Below are 19359 nucleotides of genomic sequence, written 5' to 3'. Positions count from 1 at the left end.
CAGTCAGATGGGCTCAAGCTTGGCAAAGCCCACCACCAGCCACTTGCTGCCCTGGCCGGCAAATCTTACCTGGACCCGGGCCGACTTGCCCTGCCCTTCCAGGTCGGTGATCACGCCCTCCCCGAACTTGGGATGACGCACCCGGGCGCCCATGGCCAGCCCACCCTCCTGCGCCGGTGCCCGGAACGGAGACGGTCGCGCCGGGGGCCGGGCCGGACTCTCGGGCATCGGGCGCCGGATCATGGCCCGGGGCCGGACATCCTCCAACAGTTCGGCAGGCAGCTCCCCAACAAAGCGGGAGGGGGCGTTATAGGTCTCCCGGCCGTGCAGCCGACGGGTCTCCGCATAGCTCATCACCAACCGGCGACAGGCGCGGGTGATGCCCACGTAGGCCAGTCGCCGCTCCTCTTCCAGGCGCCCGGGTTCGTCCAGGGACATGCGATGGGGAAACAGCCCCTCCTCCATGCCCACCAGGAACACGAGCGGAAACTCCAGCCCCTTGGCGGAATGCAGGGTCATGAGCTGGATGCAGTCCTCCCAGGGGTCCGCCTCCCCTTCCCCCGCCTCCAGGGCGGCATGGGAGAGAAAGGCGGTCAGGGGCGACATGTCTCCCTGGGCCTCGCCATCGGGCACGAAGCCCCTGGCGGCACTGACCAGTTCGTCCAGGTTGTCCAGCCGGGTCTGGGCCTTTTCACCCTTCTCCTGGGCATAGTGTTCCCTCAGACCGGAATGGGCCACCACATGTTCCACCTGTTCGTGGAGTTCAATGCCCTGACAGGCCTGCTGCATGGCATCGATCCGTTGCATGAAGCCGCGCAGGGCATTGCCGGCGCGGGCGGTCAGGGTCCCCTGCGACAACAGACGGTCGGCGGCCGCCCACAGGCTGCTGCCCTGTTCACGGGCCTGCTCCCGGATCAGGGCCAGGGTCCGCTCTCCCAACCCCCGGGCCGGCTGGTTGATGATCCGCTCCAGGGCGGTGTCATCCGCCCGGTTTTCCACCAGGCGCAGATACCCCAGGGCGTCCTTGATTTCCGCCCGTTCGAAAAAGCGCAGCCCGCCATAGACGCGGTAGGGCACGGCGGCCTGGATCAGCACCTCCTCGAACACCCGGGACTGGGCATTGGACCGGTAGAGAATGGCCACGTCGCGGCAGGCGCCACCCGCCGCCCGCCAGGCACGGATCTGGTCCAGCACGAAGCGGGCCTCGTCATGCTCGTTGTAGGCCGCATAGAGGGTGACCGGAGCACCGGCGGTATCCTCGGTCCACAGTTCCTTGCCCAGACGCTCACCGTTGTTGCGGATCAGGGCATTGGCGGCCTGGAGGATGGTCCCGGTGGAGCGGTAATTCTGCTCCAGGCGCACGGTGCGGGCACCCGGAAAGTCACGGCAGAATTTCTGGATGTGCTCGATGCGGGCACCGCGCCAGCCGTAGATGGACTGATCGTCGTCGCCGACGGCAAACACCGGCGTGCGCTCACCCGCCAGTAGTCGCAACCAGGCATACTGGATCGCATTGGTATCCTGGAACTCGTCCACCAGGATATGGCGGAAGCGATGGCGATAGTGTTCCAGCAGGTCGGGGTTGTCCCGCAACAGCTCCAGGCTGCGCAGCAGCAATTCGGCGAAATCCACCACCCCGGCGCGACGGCAGGCGGCCTCGTAGGCGCTGTAGATGCGAATCATCTGCCGGTTCACCGGATCGCCGGTGTCCTGCATGTGTTCGGGCCGTACCCCTTCATCCTTGCGGCTGTTGATGTACCACTGCATCTGCCGGGGCACCCAGCGGGCCTCGTCCAGCTCCAGGGATTTGAGTACCCGCTTCACCAGGCGGAACTGATCCTCCGAATCGAGGATCTGAAAGGCTTGCGGCAGGCCGGCCTCGCGCCAGTGGGTACGCAGCAGGCGATGGGCCAGACCGTGGAAGGTCCCCACCCACAGTCCCCGGGGCGGGATGCCCAGCAGGCTCTCCAGCCGCCCGCGCATCTCACCGGCGGCCTTGTTGGTGAAGGTCACGGCGAGGATACTGTGGGGCGAGAGTCCCTCCACCTGGATCAGCCAGGCCACCCGATGGACCAGGACGCGGGTCTTGCCGCTGCCGGCACCGGCCAGCACCAGCAGAGGACCGCAGGGACTGCCCACCGCTTCGCGCTGGGCTTCGTTGAGTGATTCAAGCAGGGGAGCAGCATCCATCCGGGGGAGTCTATCAAAACCCGTGGCCGGGTGAATCCGGGGGTGATTCCTCTTGGATAGAACGCCGGAAAGGTCTACATATATAGGGACCCCCGAAACCATAAACTCACGCTATTCACGCCACCAGCGGACGCGCCGATGACCAAAGCGACCCAAACCCGCGACATGCAGGCCCAATGGAACACCTCCCATCTGGATGCCGGGAATGCCGCCTACCTGGACCAGCTCTACGAGACCTACCTGGAAGACCCCCAGCAGGTGTCACAAGCCTGGCGAACCTATTTCGAGGATATGACCCGAGCCGGCCGGGAGCCCCAGGTCATCCACAGCCGGATCCGCGATGAATTCCGCCAGATGGCCGAGGCCGGCACCCAGCGCGGCCTGCCCATGGGCAGCCTGGAACATGAACGCAAGCAGGTCCGGGTACTTCAGTACATCAATGCCCATCGCTTCCTGGGCCACCTGCAGGCGGACCTGGACCCGCTGGGCCTGTATGAACCCGCCAGCGCCCTGCCGGAACTGACCCTGGAACACCACGAGCTCTCGGAAGGCGACCTGGACACCGTCTTCAACACCGGTTCCCTGTTCGGCCCGAAAGAGGCCTCCCTGCGGGAGATCGGCCGCATTCTCAAGAGCACCTATTGCAAGACCCTGGGTGCCGAATACATGCACATCACCGAGACCACCGAAAAACGCTGGCTGCAGGAACGCCTGGAGCCGGTGCGCGGCGAACCCGGCTTCACCGCCGATCGCAAGCGCTACATCCTCGACCGCCTCACCGCCGCCGAAGGCCTGGAGCGCTACCTCCACAACCGCTATGTGGGCCAGAAACGCTTCTCCCTGGAAGGGGGCGAGAGCCTGATTCCCATGCTGGACGAGTTGATCCGGCGCGGTGGTGAGCAGGGGGTTCGGGAGATGGTCATGGGCATGGCCCACCGGGGCCGCCTGAACGTGCTGGTGAACATCCTGGGCAAATCCCCGGCGGAGCTGTTCCAGGAATTCGAGGGCACCGGCCGCCGGCACCCCGGCACCGGCGACGTGAAATACCACATGGGCTTCTCCTCCGACATCCAGACCCCCGGCGGCCCCATGCACCTGGCCCTGGCCTTCAACCCCTCCCACCTGGAAATCGTGGGACCGGTGGTGGAAGGCTCGGTGCGTGCCCGGCAGACCCGCCGTGACGACCGGGACGGAGACGAGGTGCTGCCGGTGGTGATCCACGGCGATGCCGCCTTTGCCGGTCAGGGCGTGGTGATGGAAACCCTGAACATGTCCCAGACCCGGGGCTTCTCCACCAAGGGCACGGTGCACATCGTCATCAACAACCAGATCGGTTTCACCACCAGCACCCTCAAGGATGCCCGCTCCACCCCCTACTGCACCGACGTGGCCAAGATGGTGAACGCCCCCATCCTGCACGTGAACGGCGACGACCCGGAGATGGTGCTGTTTGCCACCCGGATCGCCCTCGACTACCGGATGACCTTCAAGAAGGACGTGGTCATCGACCTGATCTGCTATCGACGGCATGGCCACAACGAGGCCGATGAGCCCTCCGCCACCCAGCCCGTGATGTACCAGCGCATCAAGTCCATGCCCACCACCCGTGCCCGCTACGCGGAGCGACTGGAACAGCAAGGCATCCTCGACGGGGAAGAGGCCCGGGCCATGGAAGCCTCCTGTCGCACCCGTCTGGACGCCGGCACCAGTCTGATGCCCTTTGTCATCGACAAGTCCGAATCCCCCTACGACAAGGCCGTGGACTGGAAGCCCTTCCTCGACCGGGACTGGCGGGAGCCCGCCGAGACCCGGGTCGGCCTGGATACCCTGCGCGGGCTGTGGCGACGCATGGTGGACCTGCCCGAGGGCTTCGAGCTGCACCCCCGGGTGGCCAAGATCATGGACGACCGTCGCAAGATGGCCGCCGGCTCATTGCCTCTGGACTGGGGTTTTGCCGAAATTTCCGCCTACGCCAGTCTGGTCACCGAAGGCTACCCGGTACGTCTGACGGGGCAGGACAGCGGCCGCGGCACCTTCTTCCATCGTCACGCCGTGCTGTTCAACCAGCGCGACGGCAACCGCTGGATACCGCTACGCAATCTGGCCGAGAACCAGGAGGAGTTCCTGGTCATCGACTCCCTGCTGTCGGAAGAGGCGGTACTGGCCTTCGAGTTCGGCTATGCCACCGCGGCCCCCAACACCCTGACCCTGTGGGAAGCCCAGTTCGGCGACTTTGCCAACGGTGCCCAGGTGGTGATCGACCAGTTCATCAGCTCCGGCGAACAGAAATGGGCACGTCTGTGCGGCCTGGTGATGCTGCTGCCCCACGGCTATGAAGGCCAGGGCCCGGAACACTCATCCGCCCGCCTGGAACGCTATCTGCAGCTGTGCGCCCAGCACAACATGCAGGTCTGTGTCCCCTCCACCCCGGCACAGATCTTCCACCTGCTGCGACGCCAGATGATCCGCCCTTACCGCAAGCCGCTGATCGTGATGACACCCAAGAGCCTGCTACGCCACAAGCTGGCGGTGAGCACCCTGGAATCCCTCACCGAAGGCCGCTTCGAGAACGTCATCGACGAGATCGATCCGCTGGATCCCCAGGGCGTCACCCGGATCGTGCTCTGTGCCGGCAAGGTCTACTACGACCTGCTGGAGCGTCGCCGCGCCGAGGAGAAACACGGCATCGCCATCCTGCGCCTGGAGCAACTCTATCCCTTCCCGGAAGAGGAACTGAGCCGGATCCTGGCACAATACCCCAACGCCACCGAGTTCTACTGGGTCCAGGAAGAGCCCCTCAACCAGGGTGCCTGGTACTCCAGCCAGCATCATATCCGCGCCCTGCTGGGCGAAGACCGCTACCTGCAGCATGTCACACGGCCCGCCTCCGCCTCACCCTCGGTGGGCCACCTGGACGTTCACGTGAAACAGCAGGAAGCCCTGATCGAACGGGCCCTGCGCCAGAACTGACCTGGCCACCACCAGGGCGAGAGACACACAGGGGGCCAACGGATGTGCATCGCATCCGCGTCCCAAGGCCGGAACCATAAGGACACACACGCCATGAGTACAGAGGTCAAAATCCCGCAACTCCCCGAGTCCGTCTCGGATGCCACCATCGTCAGCTGGCACAAGCAACCCGGAGACGAGGTCAAGCGGGACGAGATACTGGTCGACATCGAAACCGACAAGGTGGTGCTGGAAGTTCCCGCCCCCGAGGACGGGGTGATGGGGGAGATCATTGAGCAGGAGGGTGCCATCGTCACCGCGGGGCAAGTGATCGCCCGCCTGGAAAAAGCCGGCAAGGGCGGCAAGAGCGGCGGCAAGAAAAAGGCTGCCAGTAATGACGGCGGCAAGGACGCGGGGAAAACCGCGAAGCAACCGGATACCGCCACCGCCGGGCGGGATGCCGCCGATGATGGGGATGACCCGGCCCTGAGTCCGGCGGTACGCCGCCTGGTCAACGAACACGGCCTGGACCCGGCCGAGATCGAAGGCACCGGCAAGGGCGGCCGCCTGCTCAAGGAAGACGTGCTCAAGTACCTGGAAACCCTGGAGGCAGAGGCCGCCCAGGCACCGGCAGCGCCTGCCACCGCCCCGGAAGCCAAGGCGGCCCCGGCACCCAGCGCCCCGCCGCCGGCCCCGTCCACCGGCCCCAGCGGTGCCCGCCCGGAAAAGCGTGTCCCCATGACCCGCCTGCGGGCACGCATCGCCGAGCGCCTGGTGGAGGCCCAGCAGAACGCCGCCATGCTCACCACCTTCAACGAGGTGAACATGAAGCCGGTGATGGACCTGCGGGCCCAGTACAAGGACCGCTTCGAGAAACGCCACGGCGTGCGCCTGGGCTTCATGTCCTTCTTCGTCAAGGCCGCCACCGAGGCCCTCAAGCGCTTCCCCGAAGTGAACGCCTCCATCGACGGCAAGGACATCGTCTACCACGGCTATTTCGACATCGGCATCGCCGTCTCCGCGCCCCGGGGGCTGGTGGTGCCCATCCTGCGGGACACGGACACCCTCACCATGTCGGAGGTCGAGCGCACCATCAACGACTTCGGCAAGAAGGCCGAGGCGGGCAGTCTGGGCATGGAGGACCTCACCGGCGGCACCTTCACCATCTCCAACGGCGGTGTCTTCGGCTCCCTGCTGTCCACCCCCATCATCAACCCGCCCCAGAGCGCCATCCTGGGCATGCACCGCATCCAGGAGCGCCCCATGGCCGAGAACGGCCAGGTGGTGATCCGGCCCATGATGTACTTGGCCCTGTCCTACGATCACCGCATCATCGACGGTCGCGAGGCCGTGCAGTTCCTGGTGACCATCAAGGACATGCTGGAAGACCCGGCCCGACTGCTGCTGGAAGTGTAGGGATCATCCTGAACCATGCCCGTGTGGCGGTTGAGGCCGCGACACGGGCCACATGAACACAAGACAATAAGATCGGGAGCCAGACCATGGCACAGCAGGACTATGACGTAGTAGTGATCGGCGCCGGCCCGGCAGGCTATGTGGCCGCCATCCGTTGCGCCCAGCTAGGACTCAAGACCGCCTGTATCGACCGCTGGCGGGATGACGCGGGCAAGGAGCGCCTGGGGGGCACCTGCCTGAACGTGGGCTGCATCCCCTCCAAGGCCCTGCTGGAATCCTCGGAGCTGTACGAACACACCCGCAAGCACCTGAACACCCACGGCGTGCATGTGGGCGACGTGGAACTGGATCTGGCCGGAATGATGGCCCGCAAGGACCGTCTCATCGGCAACCTCACCCAGGGCATCCAGGGCCTGTTCAAGGCCAACAAGGTCACCTGGCTCAAGGGCCAGGGCCAGCTTCAGGGGGAGCGCAAGGTCTGCTTCTCTTCCCACGACGGCAAGGAAGAGATCCTGGAGCCGGAACACATCATCCTGGCGCCGGGCTCCCACTCGGTGGAACTCAAGTGCGCCCCCTATGACGGCAAGTACATCGTCGATTCCACCGGCGCCCTCGCCTTCGACGAGGTACCCAAGCGCCTGGGCGTGATCGGCGGCGGCGTCATCGGCCTGGAGCTGGGCAGCGTCTGGCGCCGCCTGGGGTCCGAAGTGGTGGTGCTGGAGGCCCAGGACCGCTTCCTCTCCTTCTGCGACGACCAGGTCTCCCAGGAGGCCCTGAAGATCTTCGGCAAGCAGGGACTGGACATCCGCCTCTCGGCCCGCGTCACCGACACCCAGGTGGACGAGGACAAGGGCACCGTCACCGTCATGTACGAGGACGAACAGGGCCGTCACGAGGAGCGCTTCGACCGCTTGGTGGTCTGCGTCGGTCGCCGCCCCTCCACCGACGGCCTGGTAAGCGGCCCGGTGGAACTGCTCATCGACGAGCGGGGGGCCATCCATGTGGACGACCACTGCAAGACCACTCTGCCCAACGTCTATGCGGTGGGCGACGCGGTGCGCGGCCCCATGCTGGCCCACAAGGGTTCCGAGGAAGGGGTCATGGTGGCCGAGCGCATCGCCGGCATGGGCACCACCCTCAACTACGAAACCATCCCCAGCGTGATCTACACCCTCCCGGAGATCGCCTGGGTGGGCAAAACCGAGCAGGAACTCAAGAACAAGGGCATCCCCTACTCCGTGGGCGTGTTCCCGTTTGCCGCCTCCGGTCGGGCCCGGGCCATGGAGGACACCACCGGTTTCGTCAAACTGCTGGCCCACGCCGACACCGACCGTCTGCTGGGCGCCCATGTGATCAGCTCCCGCGCCTCCGAGCTGATCGCCGAGTGTGTCATCGCCCTGGAATTCGGGGCCTCCAGCGAGGATTTGGGCCGCACCGTCTTTGCCCACCCCACCCTCTCCGAGGCCGTGCACGAAGCCGCCCTGGCCACCCTGGGCCATCCGCTGCACATCCCGCCCGGCAAGAAGGGCTAAATCCGAACCTTCCCTCCCGACGGCCCCGCTCCCCCTCCGGGGGGCGGGGCCTTATCCTGCCCGCATGACCGCCACCTTCTCCCTGCTCACCCAACTGCTCCCCCTGTACATCACCATCGTGCTGGGCTGGCTGGCCGGGCGCTATCTCAACGCCAGCGGCGGCCATATCGCCGGGATCATGCTCTACATCATCACCCCGTCGGTGATCTTTGCCGGAGTGATGCACGCCCCCCTGAGCCCCAGCGTCCTGCTGCTGCCGGTGATGATCTTCGGCTTCTGCACCCTGATCGCCCTGACTCACCTGTATCTGGCCCGGCGCTGGCTGGGGGACAACACCGCCGCCCTCATTCCCCTGTCGGTGGGCACCGGCAACAGCGGCTATTTCGGCATTCCCGTGGCCCTCCTGCTGTTCGGCGCGGAAGGCGTGAGCCTGTACATCCTGTGCATGCTGGGCACCACCCTGTTCGAGCATTCCGTGGGTTTCTATCTGGCGGCGCGGGGGCGCTTCAGCATCCGTGACTGCCTGGTCAAGGTATCCCGCCTGCCCTCCCTCTATGCCTTCCTGCTGGGCGCGGCCCTGAACCTGAACGGCGTCGGTATCGCGGAGGTGCTGCAACCCCTGTTCGACAACCTGCGGGGGGCCTACAGCATCCTGGGCATGATGATCATCGGCATGAGCATCCTCAGTTTCCGGGGCCTGGCGGGCAACCCCCGCTTCACCCTCCTGGCCTTTGCCGGCAAGTTCATCAGCTGGCCCCTGCTGGCCCTGGCCTTTGCCTGGGTGGACACCCACTGGCTGGGCATCCATGACCTGGCCGTTCATCAGGCCATATTCCTGCTCTCCATCACCCCCATCGCCGCCAACACCGTGGTCATCGCCACCCTCCTGGACACCCACCCCAGACAGGCCGCCGGCACCACCCTGCTCAGCACGATCTTTGCATTGGGATTCATCCCGGTGATGGTGACGTGGCTGATGCCGGGGGGATAGAGGCCGTTCTGTCGCCCCCACCGCCCTCGTTTTCTGCTTAACTCATAAGAGTCCAGACGTGGAGATGGGGCCATGGCCAGCATGATGAAAGCCGCGGTGTTCGTGGAACCCGGCCGTATTGAAATCACGGACAAACCGATCCCCGCCGTGGGACCCAACGATGCCCTGATACGCATCACCACGACCACCATTTGCGGTACCGACGTGCACATCCTCAAGGGTGAGTACCCGGTTGCCGCCGGCCTGACCATAGGCCATGAACCGGTGGGGATCATCGAGAAGCTGGGGGCAAACGTGCAGGGATATGCCGAGGGACAGCGTGTCATTGCCGGCGCCATCTGCCCCAGTTTCACCTCCTACGCCTGCCAGGACCATTGCTGTGCCCAGGATGGTGGACACCATGCCCATGGCTACAAACCCATGGGTGGCTGGCGCTTCGGCAACACCATTGATGGCGCCCAGGCGGAGTACCTGCTGGTGCCCGATGCCCAGGCCAACCTGAGTCCGGTGCCGGATGGACTGACCGACGAGCAGGTGCTCATGTGTCCGGACATCATGTCCACCGGATTTGCGGGGGCCGAATCGGCGGATATCCGCATCGGTGATATCGTCGCCGTCTTTGCCCAGGGTCCCATCGGGCTGTGTGCCACCGCCGGTGCCCGCCTGCGGGGTGCGGGCATGATCATTGCCGTGGATGGCGTCGATGAGCGCCTGCGGATGTCACGGCAGATGGGAGCCGACGTGACACTGGACTTTCGCAAGGTGGATGTGGTGTCGGAAATCCTGAAACTGACCGGTGGACGCGGCGTGGATGCTTCCATCGAGGCGCTGGGCCTGCAGTCCACCTTCGAAGCGGCCTTGCGGGTGCTCAAGCCGGGCGGCACCCTGTCCAGCCTGGGGGTCTATTCCAGCGATCTGACCATTCCCATGGATGCCTTTTGTGCCGGCCTGGGTGACCACAAGATCGTGACTTCCCTCTGCCCGGGCGGCAAGGAGCGCATGCGCCGGCTGATGCAGATCATCGCCAATGGCCGCCTGGATCTTGGACCGATGGTCACCCACCGCTATCACCTGGACCGGATCGTGGAAGCCTACGACCTGTTTTCCCATCAGCGTGACGGCGTGCTCAAGGTGGCGATCAGTACCCATTGACCCAGTGCACGGCAAGGAACGGCGATTACTTCGTCAGCACCTCGCTGCGGAACTTGAGCAACGCCACGCGCCACCAGTCCAGGGTGTCGTCCAGGTTGCGCGCGGTGACGCCGAAATCCAGATTAACGTTCATCTCCAGCACGGGATCTCCCTCGTCATCCAGATAGGCCTTGCCGAAACGGGCAACCCTGTTCCACTGGTTCATGTCTTCCAGCGTGTACTGGCCATTGGTCTGCCAGGCACTGGTGAACTGAATGTTCTTGCAATTGAGATTCTGCGAACACCCATAGAACATGATGGTGTAGCCCGTGCCGTCGATGCGCCCGCGGATCATGGGGTCACCCACACTGTCGGTGGTCAGGGTCGCTGAACCATATCCCTGGGCAAGCTGCCGGATCTTTTCCGGATCCTTCGCATCCACGATCTCGGCCGCCGACAGGGTACCGGTCGCGGCCAGCAAGACCGCACTCATCAACACTGGTTTGAGCATGGTGAATTTCCTTCAAAGGGCTATCAGGGACTTACCGGGAGTGGCATCCCACGGACAAAAGGTTCCAATCAGATGATATACACTCCCGTGTCAGAATCATTCAACCACTCACCGGCTTATCCATCCCAGTCATCACCCGGGGCCCCGGGTTTGATAATCCGAACCGAACCGAACCAACCCAAGCAACCACTCCAACGCCACGCCTGATCAACGCCGTACGGGGGACGCGTCATGTCCGCTCCAATTTGCAACGCACTTGTGGCATTAACGCTCGTCCTGGCCTTTTCCGTCGACATCAGACCGGTGATGGCACAATCCGACCCACCATTGGACGCCGAGCACTCGGACCCGGTAAGACTGGGGTGGATGACGGGTTTTCCGCCGCCCCCTGAAAAACTGATCACACACCCCGAGTCCGATTACTTCAGCTTCCCCAAGCTGCGCTGGACGGTGTGCCACATACGCGAGCTACTGCCGACCAAGCAGGTCGGCCGCGGCATCGGCGCGCCGGTGCCGCTGATGTACGCCCTCGATGACGGCATTGATGCCGTGCGTTTCACGCCACTGGATGGCGATGAACCCATGACATGGAAGGCGTCGCTCTCGGCCAATTACACCGACGGCATACTCATCATCCATAAGGACCGGGTGGTTTACGAACGGTACTTCGGCTGTCTCGACGAAATGAGCCAGCACGCGGCGATGTCCATGACAAAGTCTCTGACGGGGCTGCTGGCCGAGATCCTGGTGGCGGAGGGAACGCTTGATGATACCGCCAAAGTGGCCACCCTTGTCCCGGAACTCTCCCACAGTGGGTTTGGCGAGGCCACCGTGCGCCAGGTCATGGATATGACAACGGCACTCGATTACAGCGAAGACTATGCCGACCCCGAGGCCGACATATGGGCCTATTCCGCCGCGGCGAGTCCGTTGCCGAAACCCGAGGGGTATGAAGGTCCAAACGGGTATTTTGAATACCTTCAAACCGTCGGACAGGATGGGGTTCATGGGCAGAGTTTCGGCTACCGGACCATCAACACGGATACCCTCGGCTGGATCATATCGCGGGTGACGGGCAGGAATATCGCGGAGCTGCTGTCAGAACGTATCTGGAGCAGAATGGGCGCAGAGCAGGATGCCTACATGACCATCGACGGCAAGGGCATACCATTTGCGGGTGGAGGGTTGAGCGCCGGTCTGCGTGATCTGGGGCGAATCGGCCTGCTGATGCTGAACGGCGGCGAGATCAACGGACAACGGCTGTTTCCCGAAGAGGTCGTGGCAAACATCCGCGCCGGTGGCGACAGGGAAGCCTTTGCAAGGGCGGGGTATGCCACCCTTGACGGCGGTAGCTACCGTGGCATGTGGTGGATTTTTCACAATCCCCATGGTGCCTTCGCGGCACGCGGCGTCCATGGGCAGACCATCTATGTGGACCCGACCGCCGGGATGGTGATCGTGCGTTTTTCATCTTTCCCCACGGCAAGCAATACCAAGATCGACCCTAACTCACTGCCCGCCTATCAGGCCGTGGCCGAGTATCTGATGAGACATTGATCATCAGGCGGACTCGCATCGGCGCAGATACTCCCGTACCTGCGCCAGCAGCCAGTCGGTGACCTGGCCTTCCCGGTAATACCGGGACTTGAGGGCCACGTATTCATCCATCCGGACGGCGGCAACATGCCTCAGGATCACCAACCGCCCCGTTTCCAGGTCGTCGGCGGCCAGGGGCTGGGGCAGCCAGGTCCAGCCGATGCCTTCCGCCGCCATGTCGCGCATGAGCTCGAAGTGGCTCACACCCACCTGCCTGGCGGACGCCGCCTCCGTTACCCGAAGCCCCTGGGGCGTGAAATGCGCCTGGCCGATGCATGGATAGTCCCTGAGATCCTGTTCCGAAACCTGTTGCAGCAGGGACAACGGATGTCCGGCGGCAACCACCATCATCACCCGCACCGGACTGAGTACCACGGTCTCCGACGCCGACGGCTTGGAGGATACCCGCCGCAGGCCGATTCCCAGGTCCACCTCGCCGCTGGCGATCATGGCGTCCAGCTCCGCCATGGTGGACAGCCCGAAGCACAGATCCAGGTTGGGGAAGCGTCGCGACAGACGAATGACGATTTCCCGCCAGAAGGCCTCGGGCAAAGCGTCATCCCGGGCGATGCGGAGCATCCGCTCCTCCCCCTGAAGATGGTGCCTGCAGCGCTGCTCCAGGGACTGGGACAGGGAGACGATGCGCTGACAATCGTCCAGCAGGTCTGCGCCGACAGGGGTCGGCTTTACCTGATTGCCGCTGCGTTCGAACAGCGTCACCCCAAGGTGGTCTTCCAGTGCAGAAATCCCCATGCTCACCGCCCCCCGGCTTTTGCCCAGGGCACGGGCAGCGGCGGCAATGGAACCGTGGCGGCAAACGAGAACGAACTCATGGATCTGGGCCAGGGTCATGGGCGGTCCACGGGCAGAAGAACGGACACTTATGCGTCAGATTTTACGACGCTCAGCGATTATGCCAGATCCCCAGTCACCGAATAGCATCTCCGGTCACACACCCTTTGGAGATCGACCATGAGATTGGCATGGATGTTCCTGATGCTGGCCATCGTGACCGAGGTATCCGGTGTCAGCACCATGAACTTTCTGAGTTCGGGAGTCGGCATCACCGGCTACCTGATCATGTATGTATGCATCATTTTTTCCTACATTTTCCTGGGCTTTGCGGTGAAAAAGATCCCTGTGGGAGTGGCCTTCGCGATGTGGGAGGGGTTGGGCATCACCCTCATCACGGCCCTGTCCCTGCTGGTGTTCGGCAGCACCCTGTCCACTCAGGAGCTGATCGGACTGGGCCTGGCCGTGGTGGGGATCATCATGATCAATGCCGGTGAAAAGCATCCTGAAGCGTCAGCCTGACTGACCAAAAACCGACTGACACAAACCAAGAGAGAGGCATCCTTCCATGTCGGCCACACACCTGCTACCCTTCACCCTGGTGGCCCTTGCCGCGGCCCTGGACGTGGCGGCCAACCTGCTGCTGACCCTGTCCAACGGCTTCCGCAAAAAACTCTGGGGCATACTGGCCATCCTGCTGGTGCTGGGAGCGTTCACGCTTCTGGCCCAGGCAATCCGCTACATGGACCTGGCCATCGCCTATGCCACCTGGGGAGCCCTGGGCATCCTGGGCACCGCCCTGGGAGGACTCTGGTGCTTCGGCCAGCGGCTCAATGCCGTCGGCTGGGCGGGCATCCTGCTGGTGGTGGTAGCCATCGTGGTCATCAAGACGGGCTGATTGCGGCCCCGGCACTGGCATCCAGCGGCCGTTGGCTTCAGAATTCCGCCCCAGACCAAGCAACCTGACGACGCCCATGCCCGATATTGTGGTGATGTTCTTCCTGCTCGGCCTGGTGGCCGGTCTGGTGAAGTCCGACCTGACCATTCCCAAGGCCGCCTACGACACCCTCAGCCTGCTGCTGATGCTCACCATCGGTCTGAAGGGGGGTATGGCACTCCATGGCAATGTCAGTGTGTCGGTGATTCAGGATCTGCTGGCGGTGGCGGTGCTGGGGGCGTTGATTCCGCTGATACTCATGCCGCTGCTGATGCGGGTGATCCGGCTGTCAGTGGCCGACAGCGCCAGCATGGCCGCCCATTACGGCTCGGTGAGCGCGGGGACCTTTGCGGTGGCCCTGGCCTTCGCGGAAGGGTTGCAACTGACCATCAGCCCCGAAGTGACCCTGTATCTGGTGATGATGGAGCTGCCGGCCATCGTGGTGGCCATCATCCTCTACCGCCGCTACCGCGGCGCCCAGGCGGCCGCCAGCATGCGGGGACTGTGGCATGAAACCCTGACCAACCGGGGGGTGATCCTGCTGGTGGGCGGGGTGATCATCGGGCTGCTCTACGGCCCTCAGGAAGGCGCCGCGGTGACGGATCTGCTCACCAACGCCTTCAAGGTCGTACTGGCCCTGTTCCTGCTGGAGATGGGGCTGACGGCCGCCGAAACCCTGCGCCCCATCCCCTGGCAGCACTGGCGTCTGCTGTGCTTTGCCGTGATCGTCCCGTTCCTGCTGGGCGCCATCGGAATGGTCACGGGCCTGCTGCTGGATCTGCCCGCCGGTTCCGTGCTGATTCTCACCGCACTGACCGCCAGCGCCTCCTACATCGCGGCGCCGGCAGCGATTCGCGCCGCTATTCCCGATGCCAACATCGGTCTGGCCATGCTCGCCGCCCTGGGCCTCACCTTCCCGGTGAACGTGATCGTGGGGATTCCCCTGTACCACCAGATCCTGCAGTGGCTGGGGGCGTGATGCGCCTCCCCGAAGGGACGTGTCAAGACCTTCAGCCGGTCGTGACACCACCATCGGAGTGCAGCGGCCTGACCCGGAGCTGGATGCCGTCGCGGGAAAAGGCCAGCACCCGGTCCCCGGCCTTCACGTCATCAGGCCCCTGGGCGGCATAGGTGGTATCCCCCACCCTTACCCGGCCCCGACCCGCCACGAAGTCCGTGGCGGCGATGTATTCCCGGTTGAGCAGGGCATCCATTTCCCGATTCATCACCGGGGCGTCACCCTGGGCCACCCTGCCCCGCCGCTGCAACCAGAACCCCAGGCCGCAGGCACCGAGCATGGTTACGGAAAAACCCATGAGATGCCAGGCAAAAGCCAGATCCGGCAACAGGGCCACGAACATGGCGGAGATCAGGGCGCCCAGCCCGATCCAGAGCAGGAACACCCCGGGGATCAGGATCTCCAGCCCCATCAGGATCATCCCCGCGATCAGCCAGAACCAGGGATTGGTCAGCAGCGTCTGCAACATCGCCTGCCCTGCCCTATTTACCGGATGAGCCGGAGGTCAGGGCCTTGTTGTCCGCCCCCATCTGCTGCACCAGTTCGGTCACGCCGGCCACGGCACCGGTGATCCCCGAGGCCTCCAGGGGCATCAGGACCAGCTTGGAATTATCGGCCTTGCCGATCTGCTGCAGGGCCTCCACGTACTTGATGCCCAGGAAGTACTGCACCGCCTGAATGTTCCCGGAGGCGATGGCCTCGGACACCACGCGGGTTGCCTCGGCCTCGGCCTTGGCCTCACGCTCGCGGGCCTCGGCCTCCAGGAAGGCCGCCTGACGCTCCCCTTCGGCGCGCAGGATGGCGGCCTGCTTTTCGCCTTCCGCCTGCAGGATCTCCGCCTCCCGCTTGCCGGTGGCCTCCAGGACCTGGGCCCGGCGCTTGCGCTCGGCGGTCATCTGCATGTTCATCGCCTTCTGCAACTCCGGCTCCATTTTCAGGTCGCGGATCTCGATGCGGACGATCTTGACGCCCCAGGGATTGGTGGCATCGTCGACGATGCCCATGAGAACATCGTTGATCTTGCTGCGATTGGACAGGGTATCGTCCAGATCCATGGAGCCGATCACCGAGCGCAGGTTGGTGGTGGTGAGATTGACGATGGCCTCTTCCAGGTTGCGCACCTGGTAGGCGGCGGAGGCGGCATCATCGATGCGGAAAAAGACCACGCCGTCGGCCACCACGGCGGCATTGTCCTTGGTGATCACGGTCTGCGCCGGCACGTCCAGCACCTGTTCCATCACCGTCAGCTTGCGACCGATGCTGTCGATGAACGGCACGATGATGTTGAGGCCCGATTCCAGGGTGCGGGTGTAGCGCCCGAACCGCTCCACGGTCCATTTTTCACCCTGCGGCACCGCCTTGACCGCCTTGGCAATGAAGATGATGGTGACCACCACGATGGTGGTGGCAAAGATTCCAAAGGCTTCCATGGTCATCCCCCAGGTTGTATATGCCGGATACGGGTCAGTATCGCGGATCAAGGCTCAAAACACACCCATGCTCACGGGGAGGCCATCGGCTCGGCATGACCCTTCATCGTCCCCTCCGGCCCGGACAGGACCAGGGCACCGGTGGCGTCGATATCAAACCCGGTGACCGCGGCCAGGATGCGGAAGAAGGTCTGCTCCTGAAGCATCAGCGCCTCGGGGCAGGCCATCAGGGTGGAGGCGGGGTGCTGGAAGGTCAGGCCCTCGCCGGTGAGCGTGAAGCCCCCGTGGTAACGGTTGCAGGAGGCGGTGCCGGCCACCCGGCCGTCCTGGGCAAAAAACTGCAGGGTGATGCGGGATTGATCCACGATCCCCTGACCGTCCAGGTCTTCAATGACCCACTCCCGGTCCGTGAGCAGGGACAGCGGCTCCCCTCCGCAGCCGTTCAGGGTCTCGTCGTCCCACTGCAGGATCACGGTGTAGGGGTGAGGCATGCCGCTCATGCTGTCGCGACAGATATCGGGGGCGACAGCGACCACCAGACGATGCCCGGCATCGGCGGCCCGGAAACGGGTCCGGGGTCCGTCCTGTCCCGTGTGCAGCAGGGGCAGGGTCAGGGTTTGCGCACCATAGCCGGTGACCAGGGTGATCCGATCCTGCTCGATATCCACGTGCCAGCCCGGCTCCTGACCATAAGCGCGGAAGGGCAGGGAAGGGGGCGGTGTGATCCGGCAGGGCGGCAGTTCCCGCCCCGCCACACTGATCAGGGCCTCGCCGCCCTTTTCATGAATCCAGGTGTCGGGGTCCTCCACGCCTTCAAGGCGAACGCCGGATGCCGCCGGCACCGGCACCAGATCGTGGGCGGTGCCCGACACGATGAGGCGTGGCGATGCGTCCAGCACGACCTGTTCGGGACCGCAGGTGAAATGGGTGCCAAAGCGCGCCGCGGTGAACGGAATCAGACGCAGCGGTCCGGTATCCAGCGTGTTCCCGGTCAGGGACAGCATCAGCGGTTCCGTCACTCGCAACCACTGCCCCTCCAGTTCCACGGCGCCCCGCAGTTCGTGGATGGCCGTCCCGCCCAAGGCGGCGGAAGGCAGTTCAAGACGGAAGGGAATGGGGACCTGCCGGCCCTCCAGGTCAAGGCGCTGCTCGATCAGGATCTGCTCGCCGGTTGCGTCAAAGGCACGCACCTCGATGACAGCCACGGCCTGAGGCGGCAGGGCAATGCGCTCCGGATAGGTCAGTTCACCTTGAATGGTAACGGTGCCGTCACCATCCGGGGCGACCGTCCGGGCATCACGACAGCCGGGCAGGCTCACGAGCACGGCCAACAGCAAGATCACCAGGGACACGGGAAGACGCATGGCATGGACTCCTGAGCAGGTGCGATTGAACCAGCGTAACCGTTACCCACTCAGGAGTACACAGCCCGAGAGTCATCCACCAGGCCTTGCCTGGCCGGCAGGTCAGGGGGATATTCTGAACACGGCATTCCCGCACTCTGTGTCTCGTCATTCCCGCGCACGCGGGAATCCAGTGCCGACTGATGACTCTGGACTCCCGCGTGCGCGGGAGTGACGGCCGGAAGTCCAAAGTAGAGTGACAGGAAGATGCTTGCTCAGTACCTTCCTGCCCCTTCTTCACTCAGTCCTTCTTCGTTACCGGCCCTCGCCGGGTGGTGCCACGGGCCCTTGACGCGGCGGACTGGGTGGCGGTGGTGCGCTTGGCCTTGGCGGCAGCCACACCGGTCTTGGCGGCCGTGGCACGGGACCTGCGGGGCGGGACCGCCTTTCTTGCAGGGGCACTCACCACATCGACCGTCGCACCGCTGGTGCCACGCGAAGCCGACACACTGGACGGCGGCTCATCCTTGCCCTTGGTTTTCGCCTCGGCCGGTTGTTGGGGCGAAGGGGCCGGCGTCGCTGCCGGGGCCTGGCTCCCGGGCGCGGATTTCACTTCAGGCATGGGCTCGGACTTGGCGGCCGGTTCAGGCTGGGCGGCCGGCTTGGGTGCGGGAGCGGTCTTGACCTCGGGTTTGGCGGCGACGGCAGCGGAGCCGGCCGGGGTCGGCTCCGGAGCGGGCGGCTTGGGTTTCTGTGCTGCTGCCTTCTGTGCCGCCGCCTTCTGCGCTACCCTGGCCTCGGCTTCCGCCCTGGCTTTGGCTTCCGCCTTCGCCTTGGCTTCCATCTTGGCCTTGGCTTTGGCTTCCGCCCTGGCCTTGGCCTCCGCCTTGGCTTTGGCCTTGGCCTTGATCTGGGCCTTGGTGGCGGCGATGGCCTCGTCAACCTGCGCCCTGACACGATCGGCCTGGTACTCGGATTCGGTGGGAATCACCGCGTAAGGCAACTCCACGTGGCGGCAGACCGAGCCCAGAAACACATTGGAATCATGCAACGCCGTCAGACCCTTGCCGGCGGCTTCCATGCGCAGGGCGCAGGTCATCGCCTGATCGGACTTCCGGCAGATCACGAAATCGAAGTAGTCATGGGCGATACGCTGGCGGGAAGCCTGCTTCAGGGGCTGATCGGGATTGGGCTTCAGCTCCAGCACACTGGCCGCCATGACCTTGGGGAAGACGTAGTGATCGACACCCAAACCGTCTTCCAGGGCCTTGAACAGGGCCTTTTCCTCAGGCTTGAGCACGGACTCGGACTTGCCGTAACAGTCCGGCCGAGGGGCGGGCAGGGAAACACGCGCGTTGTATTGCTGATAGAACAGCAACGCGGCAATCAGAAACAAGACAATCAGGGAAAACTCCACCATCGCTGATACCCCTCCATCGGATTGGACGATCTGTTCCGGGATACGGACGGCAGGTTACTCAATGACGCAGTGATACCGCCTTCCCGGTACAACTGTTCGACTG

The 19359-nt window shown here is 64.3% G+C and carries 16 protein-coding genes; 9 read left to right on the top strand and 7 right to left on the bottom strand.

The features are described 5' to 3' along the window. Positions 1 to 3: 3 nt before the first annotated feature. On the bottom strand, positions 4 to 2190 hold the full coding sequence (gene uvrD / locus ACLF6L_RS00275; RefSeq protein ID WP_412852099.1) for a DNA helicase II: 2187 nt from the start codon (positions 2188 to 2190) through the stop codon (positions 4 to 6). 138 nt (positions 2191 to 2328) lie between these two features. Between uvrD and ACLF6L_RS00270 the strand changes: the two genes are divergently transcribed. The 5 genes from ACLF6L_RS00270 (at position 2329) to ACLF6L_RS00250 (ending at position 10230) form a co-directional block, all read left to right on the top strand. Then, positions 2329 to 5160 (top strand): 2-oxoglutarate dehydrogenase E1 component, encoded by a 2832-nt coding sequence (locus tag ACLF6L_RS00270; protein WP_238617181.1) that lies wholly within the window; start codon positions 2329 to 2331, stop codon positions 5158 to 5160. Positions 5161 to 5253: 93 nt separating this feature from the next. Beyond that, complete coding sequence (gene odhB, locus ACLF6L_RS00265; RefSeq protein ID WP_238617180.1) at positions 5254 to 6555, top strand: 2-oxoglutarate dehydrogenase complex dihydrolipoyllysine-residue succinyltransferase; 1302 nt, start codon at positions 5254 to 5256, stop codon at positions 6553 to 6555. Between the two features lie 86 nt (positions 6556 to 6641). Further along, positions 6642 to 8087, top strand: a complete 1446-nt coding sequence (gene lpdA, locus ACLF6L_RS00260; protein WP_412852098.1) for a dihydrolipoyl dehydrogenase — start codon at positions 6642 to 6644, stop codon at positions 8085 to 8087. Between the two features lie 64 nt (positions 8088 to 8151). Further along, the gene (locus tag ACLF6L_RS00255) at positions 8152 to 9078 is read left to right on the top strand and encodes an AEC family transporter (RefSeq protein ID WP_238617178.1); all 927 of its coding nucleotides are present in this window, start codon (positions 8152 to 8154) and stop codon (positions 9076 to 9078) included. Between the two features lie 72 nt (positions 9079 to 9150). After that, positions 9151 to 10230: an NAD(P)-dependent alcohol dehydrogenase gene (locus ACLF6L_RS00250; RefSeq protein WP_412852097.1), complete on the top strand. Its 1080-nt coding sequence runs from the start codon at positions 9151 to 9153 to the stop codon at positions 10228 to 10230. Positions 10231 to 10255: 25 nt separating this feature from the next. On the opposite strand, the gene ACLF6L_RS00245 is transcribed toward ACLF6L_RS00250, so the two are convergent. Next, entirely contained in the window at positions 10256 to 10720 is a 465-nt protein-coding gene (locus tag ACLF6L_RS00245; protein ID WP_238617176.1) for a YbjN domain-containing protein, read from the bottom strand. A 231-nt stretch (positions 10721 to 10951) separates the two neighbouring features. Between ACLF6L_RS00245 and ACLF6L_RS00240 the strand changes: the two genes are divergently transcribed. Continuing rightward, on the top strand, positions 10952 to 12277 hold the full coding sequence (locus ACLF6L_RS00240; RefSeq protein ID WP_412852096.1) for a serine hydrolase domain-containing protein: 1326 nt from the start codon (positions 10952 to 10954) through the stop codon (positions 12275 to 12277). Positions 12278 to 12280: 3 nt separating this feature from the next. Here the strand turns inward: ACLF6L_RS00240 and ACLF6L_RS00235 are convergent, their stop codons facing one another. Continuing rightward, entirely contained in the window at positions 12281 to 13168 is an 888-nt protein-coding gene (locus ACLF6L_RS00235; RefSeq protein WP_238617174.1) for a LysR family transcriptional regulator, read from the bottom strand. A 120-nt stretch (positions 13169 to 13288) separates the two neighbouring features. Here ACLF6L_RS00235 and ACLF6L_RS00230 point away from each other — a divergent pair, with 120 nt between their 5' ends. The 3 genes from ACLF6L_RS00230 to ACLF6L_RS00220 all read left to right on the top strand — a co-directional run bounded on the left by ACLF6L_RS00230 (position 13289) and on the right by ACLF6L_RS00220 (position 15024). Beyond that, a complete protein-coding gene (locus ACLF6L_RS00230) occupies positions 13289 to 13630 on the top strand; it encodes an SMR family transporter (protein WP_040405425.1) in 342 nt (113 codons plus the stop codon). 46 nt (positions 13631 to 13676) lie between these two features. Then, positions 13677 to 14006 (top strand): SMR family transporter, encoded by a 330-nt coding sequence (locus ACLF6L_RS00225; protein WP_008932060.1) that lies wholly within the window; start codon positions 13677 to 13679, stop codon positions 14004 to 14006. Between the two features lie 76 nt (positions 14007 to 14082). After that, complete coding sequence (locus tag ACLF6L_RS00220) at positions 14083 to 15024, top strand: sodium-dependent bicarbonate transport family permease (RefSeq protein WP_238617172.1); 942 nt, start codon at positions 14083 to 14085, stop codon at positions 15022 to 15024. 31 nt (positions 15025 to 15055) lie between these two features. Here the strand turns inward: ACLF6L_RS00220 and ACLF6L_RS00215 are convergent, their stop codons facing one another. From ACLF6L_RS00215 to ACLF6L_RS00200, 4 genes are all read right to left on the bottom strand, one after another. Beyond that, on the bottom strand, positions 15056 to 15532 hold the full coding sequence (locus tag ACLF6L_RS00215; protein WP_412852095.1) for an NfeD family protein: 477 nt from the start codon (positions 15530 to 15532) through the stop codon (positions 15056 to 15058). Between the two features lie 13 nt (positions 15533 to 15545). Then, a complete protein-coding gene (locus tag ACLF6L_RS00210) occupies positions 15546 to 16493 on the bottom strand; it encodes an SPFH domain-containing protein (protein ID WP_238375856.1) in 948 nt (315 codons plus the stop codon). A 71-nt stretch (positions 16494 to 16564) separates the two neighbouring features. Next, the gene (locus tag ACLF6L_RS00205) at positions 16565 to 17857 is read right to left on the bottom strand and encodes an META domain-containing protein (RefSeq protein WP_412852094.1); all 1293 of its coding nucleotides are present in this window, start codon (positions 17855 to 17857) and stop codon (positions 16565 to 16567) included. A gap of 280 nt (positions 17858 to 18137) precedes the next feature. Continuing rightward, positions 18138 to 19256 (bottom strand): DUF2726 domain-containing protein, encoded by a 1119-nt coding sequence (locus tag ACLF6L_RS00200; protein ID WP_412852093.1) that lies wholly within the window; start codon positions 19254 to 19256, stop codon positions 18138 to 18140. Positions 19257 to 19359 lie beyond the last annotated feature (103 nt).

The sequence above is a fragment of the Ectothiorhodospira shaposhnikovii genome, assembly GCF_047222355.1.
GTDB lineage: Bacteria > Pseudomonadota > Gammaproteobacteria > Ectothiorhodospirales > Ectothiorhodospiraceae > Ectothiorhodospira.
The sequence above is the reverse complement of the archived record's forward strand: the minus strand, read 5'-3'. Positions and strand labels throughout refer to the sequence as shown.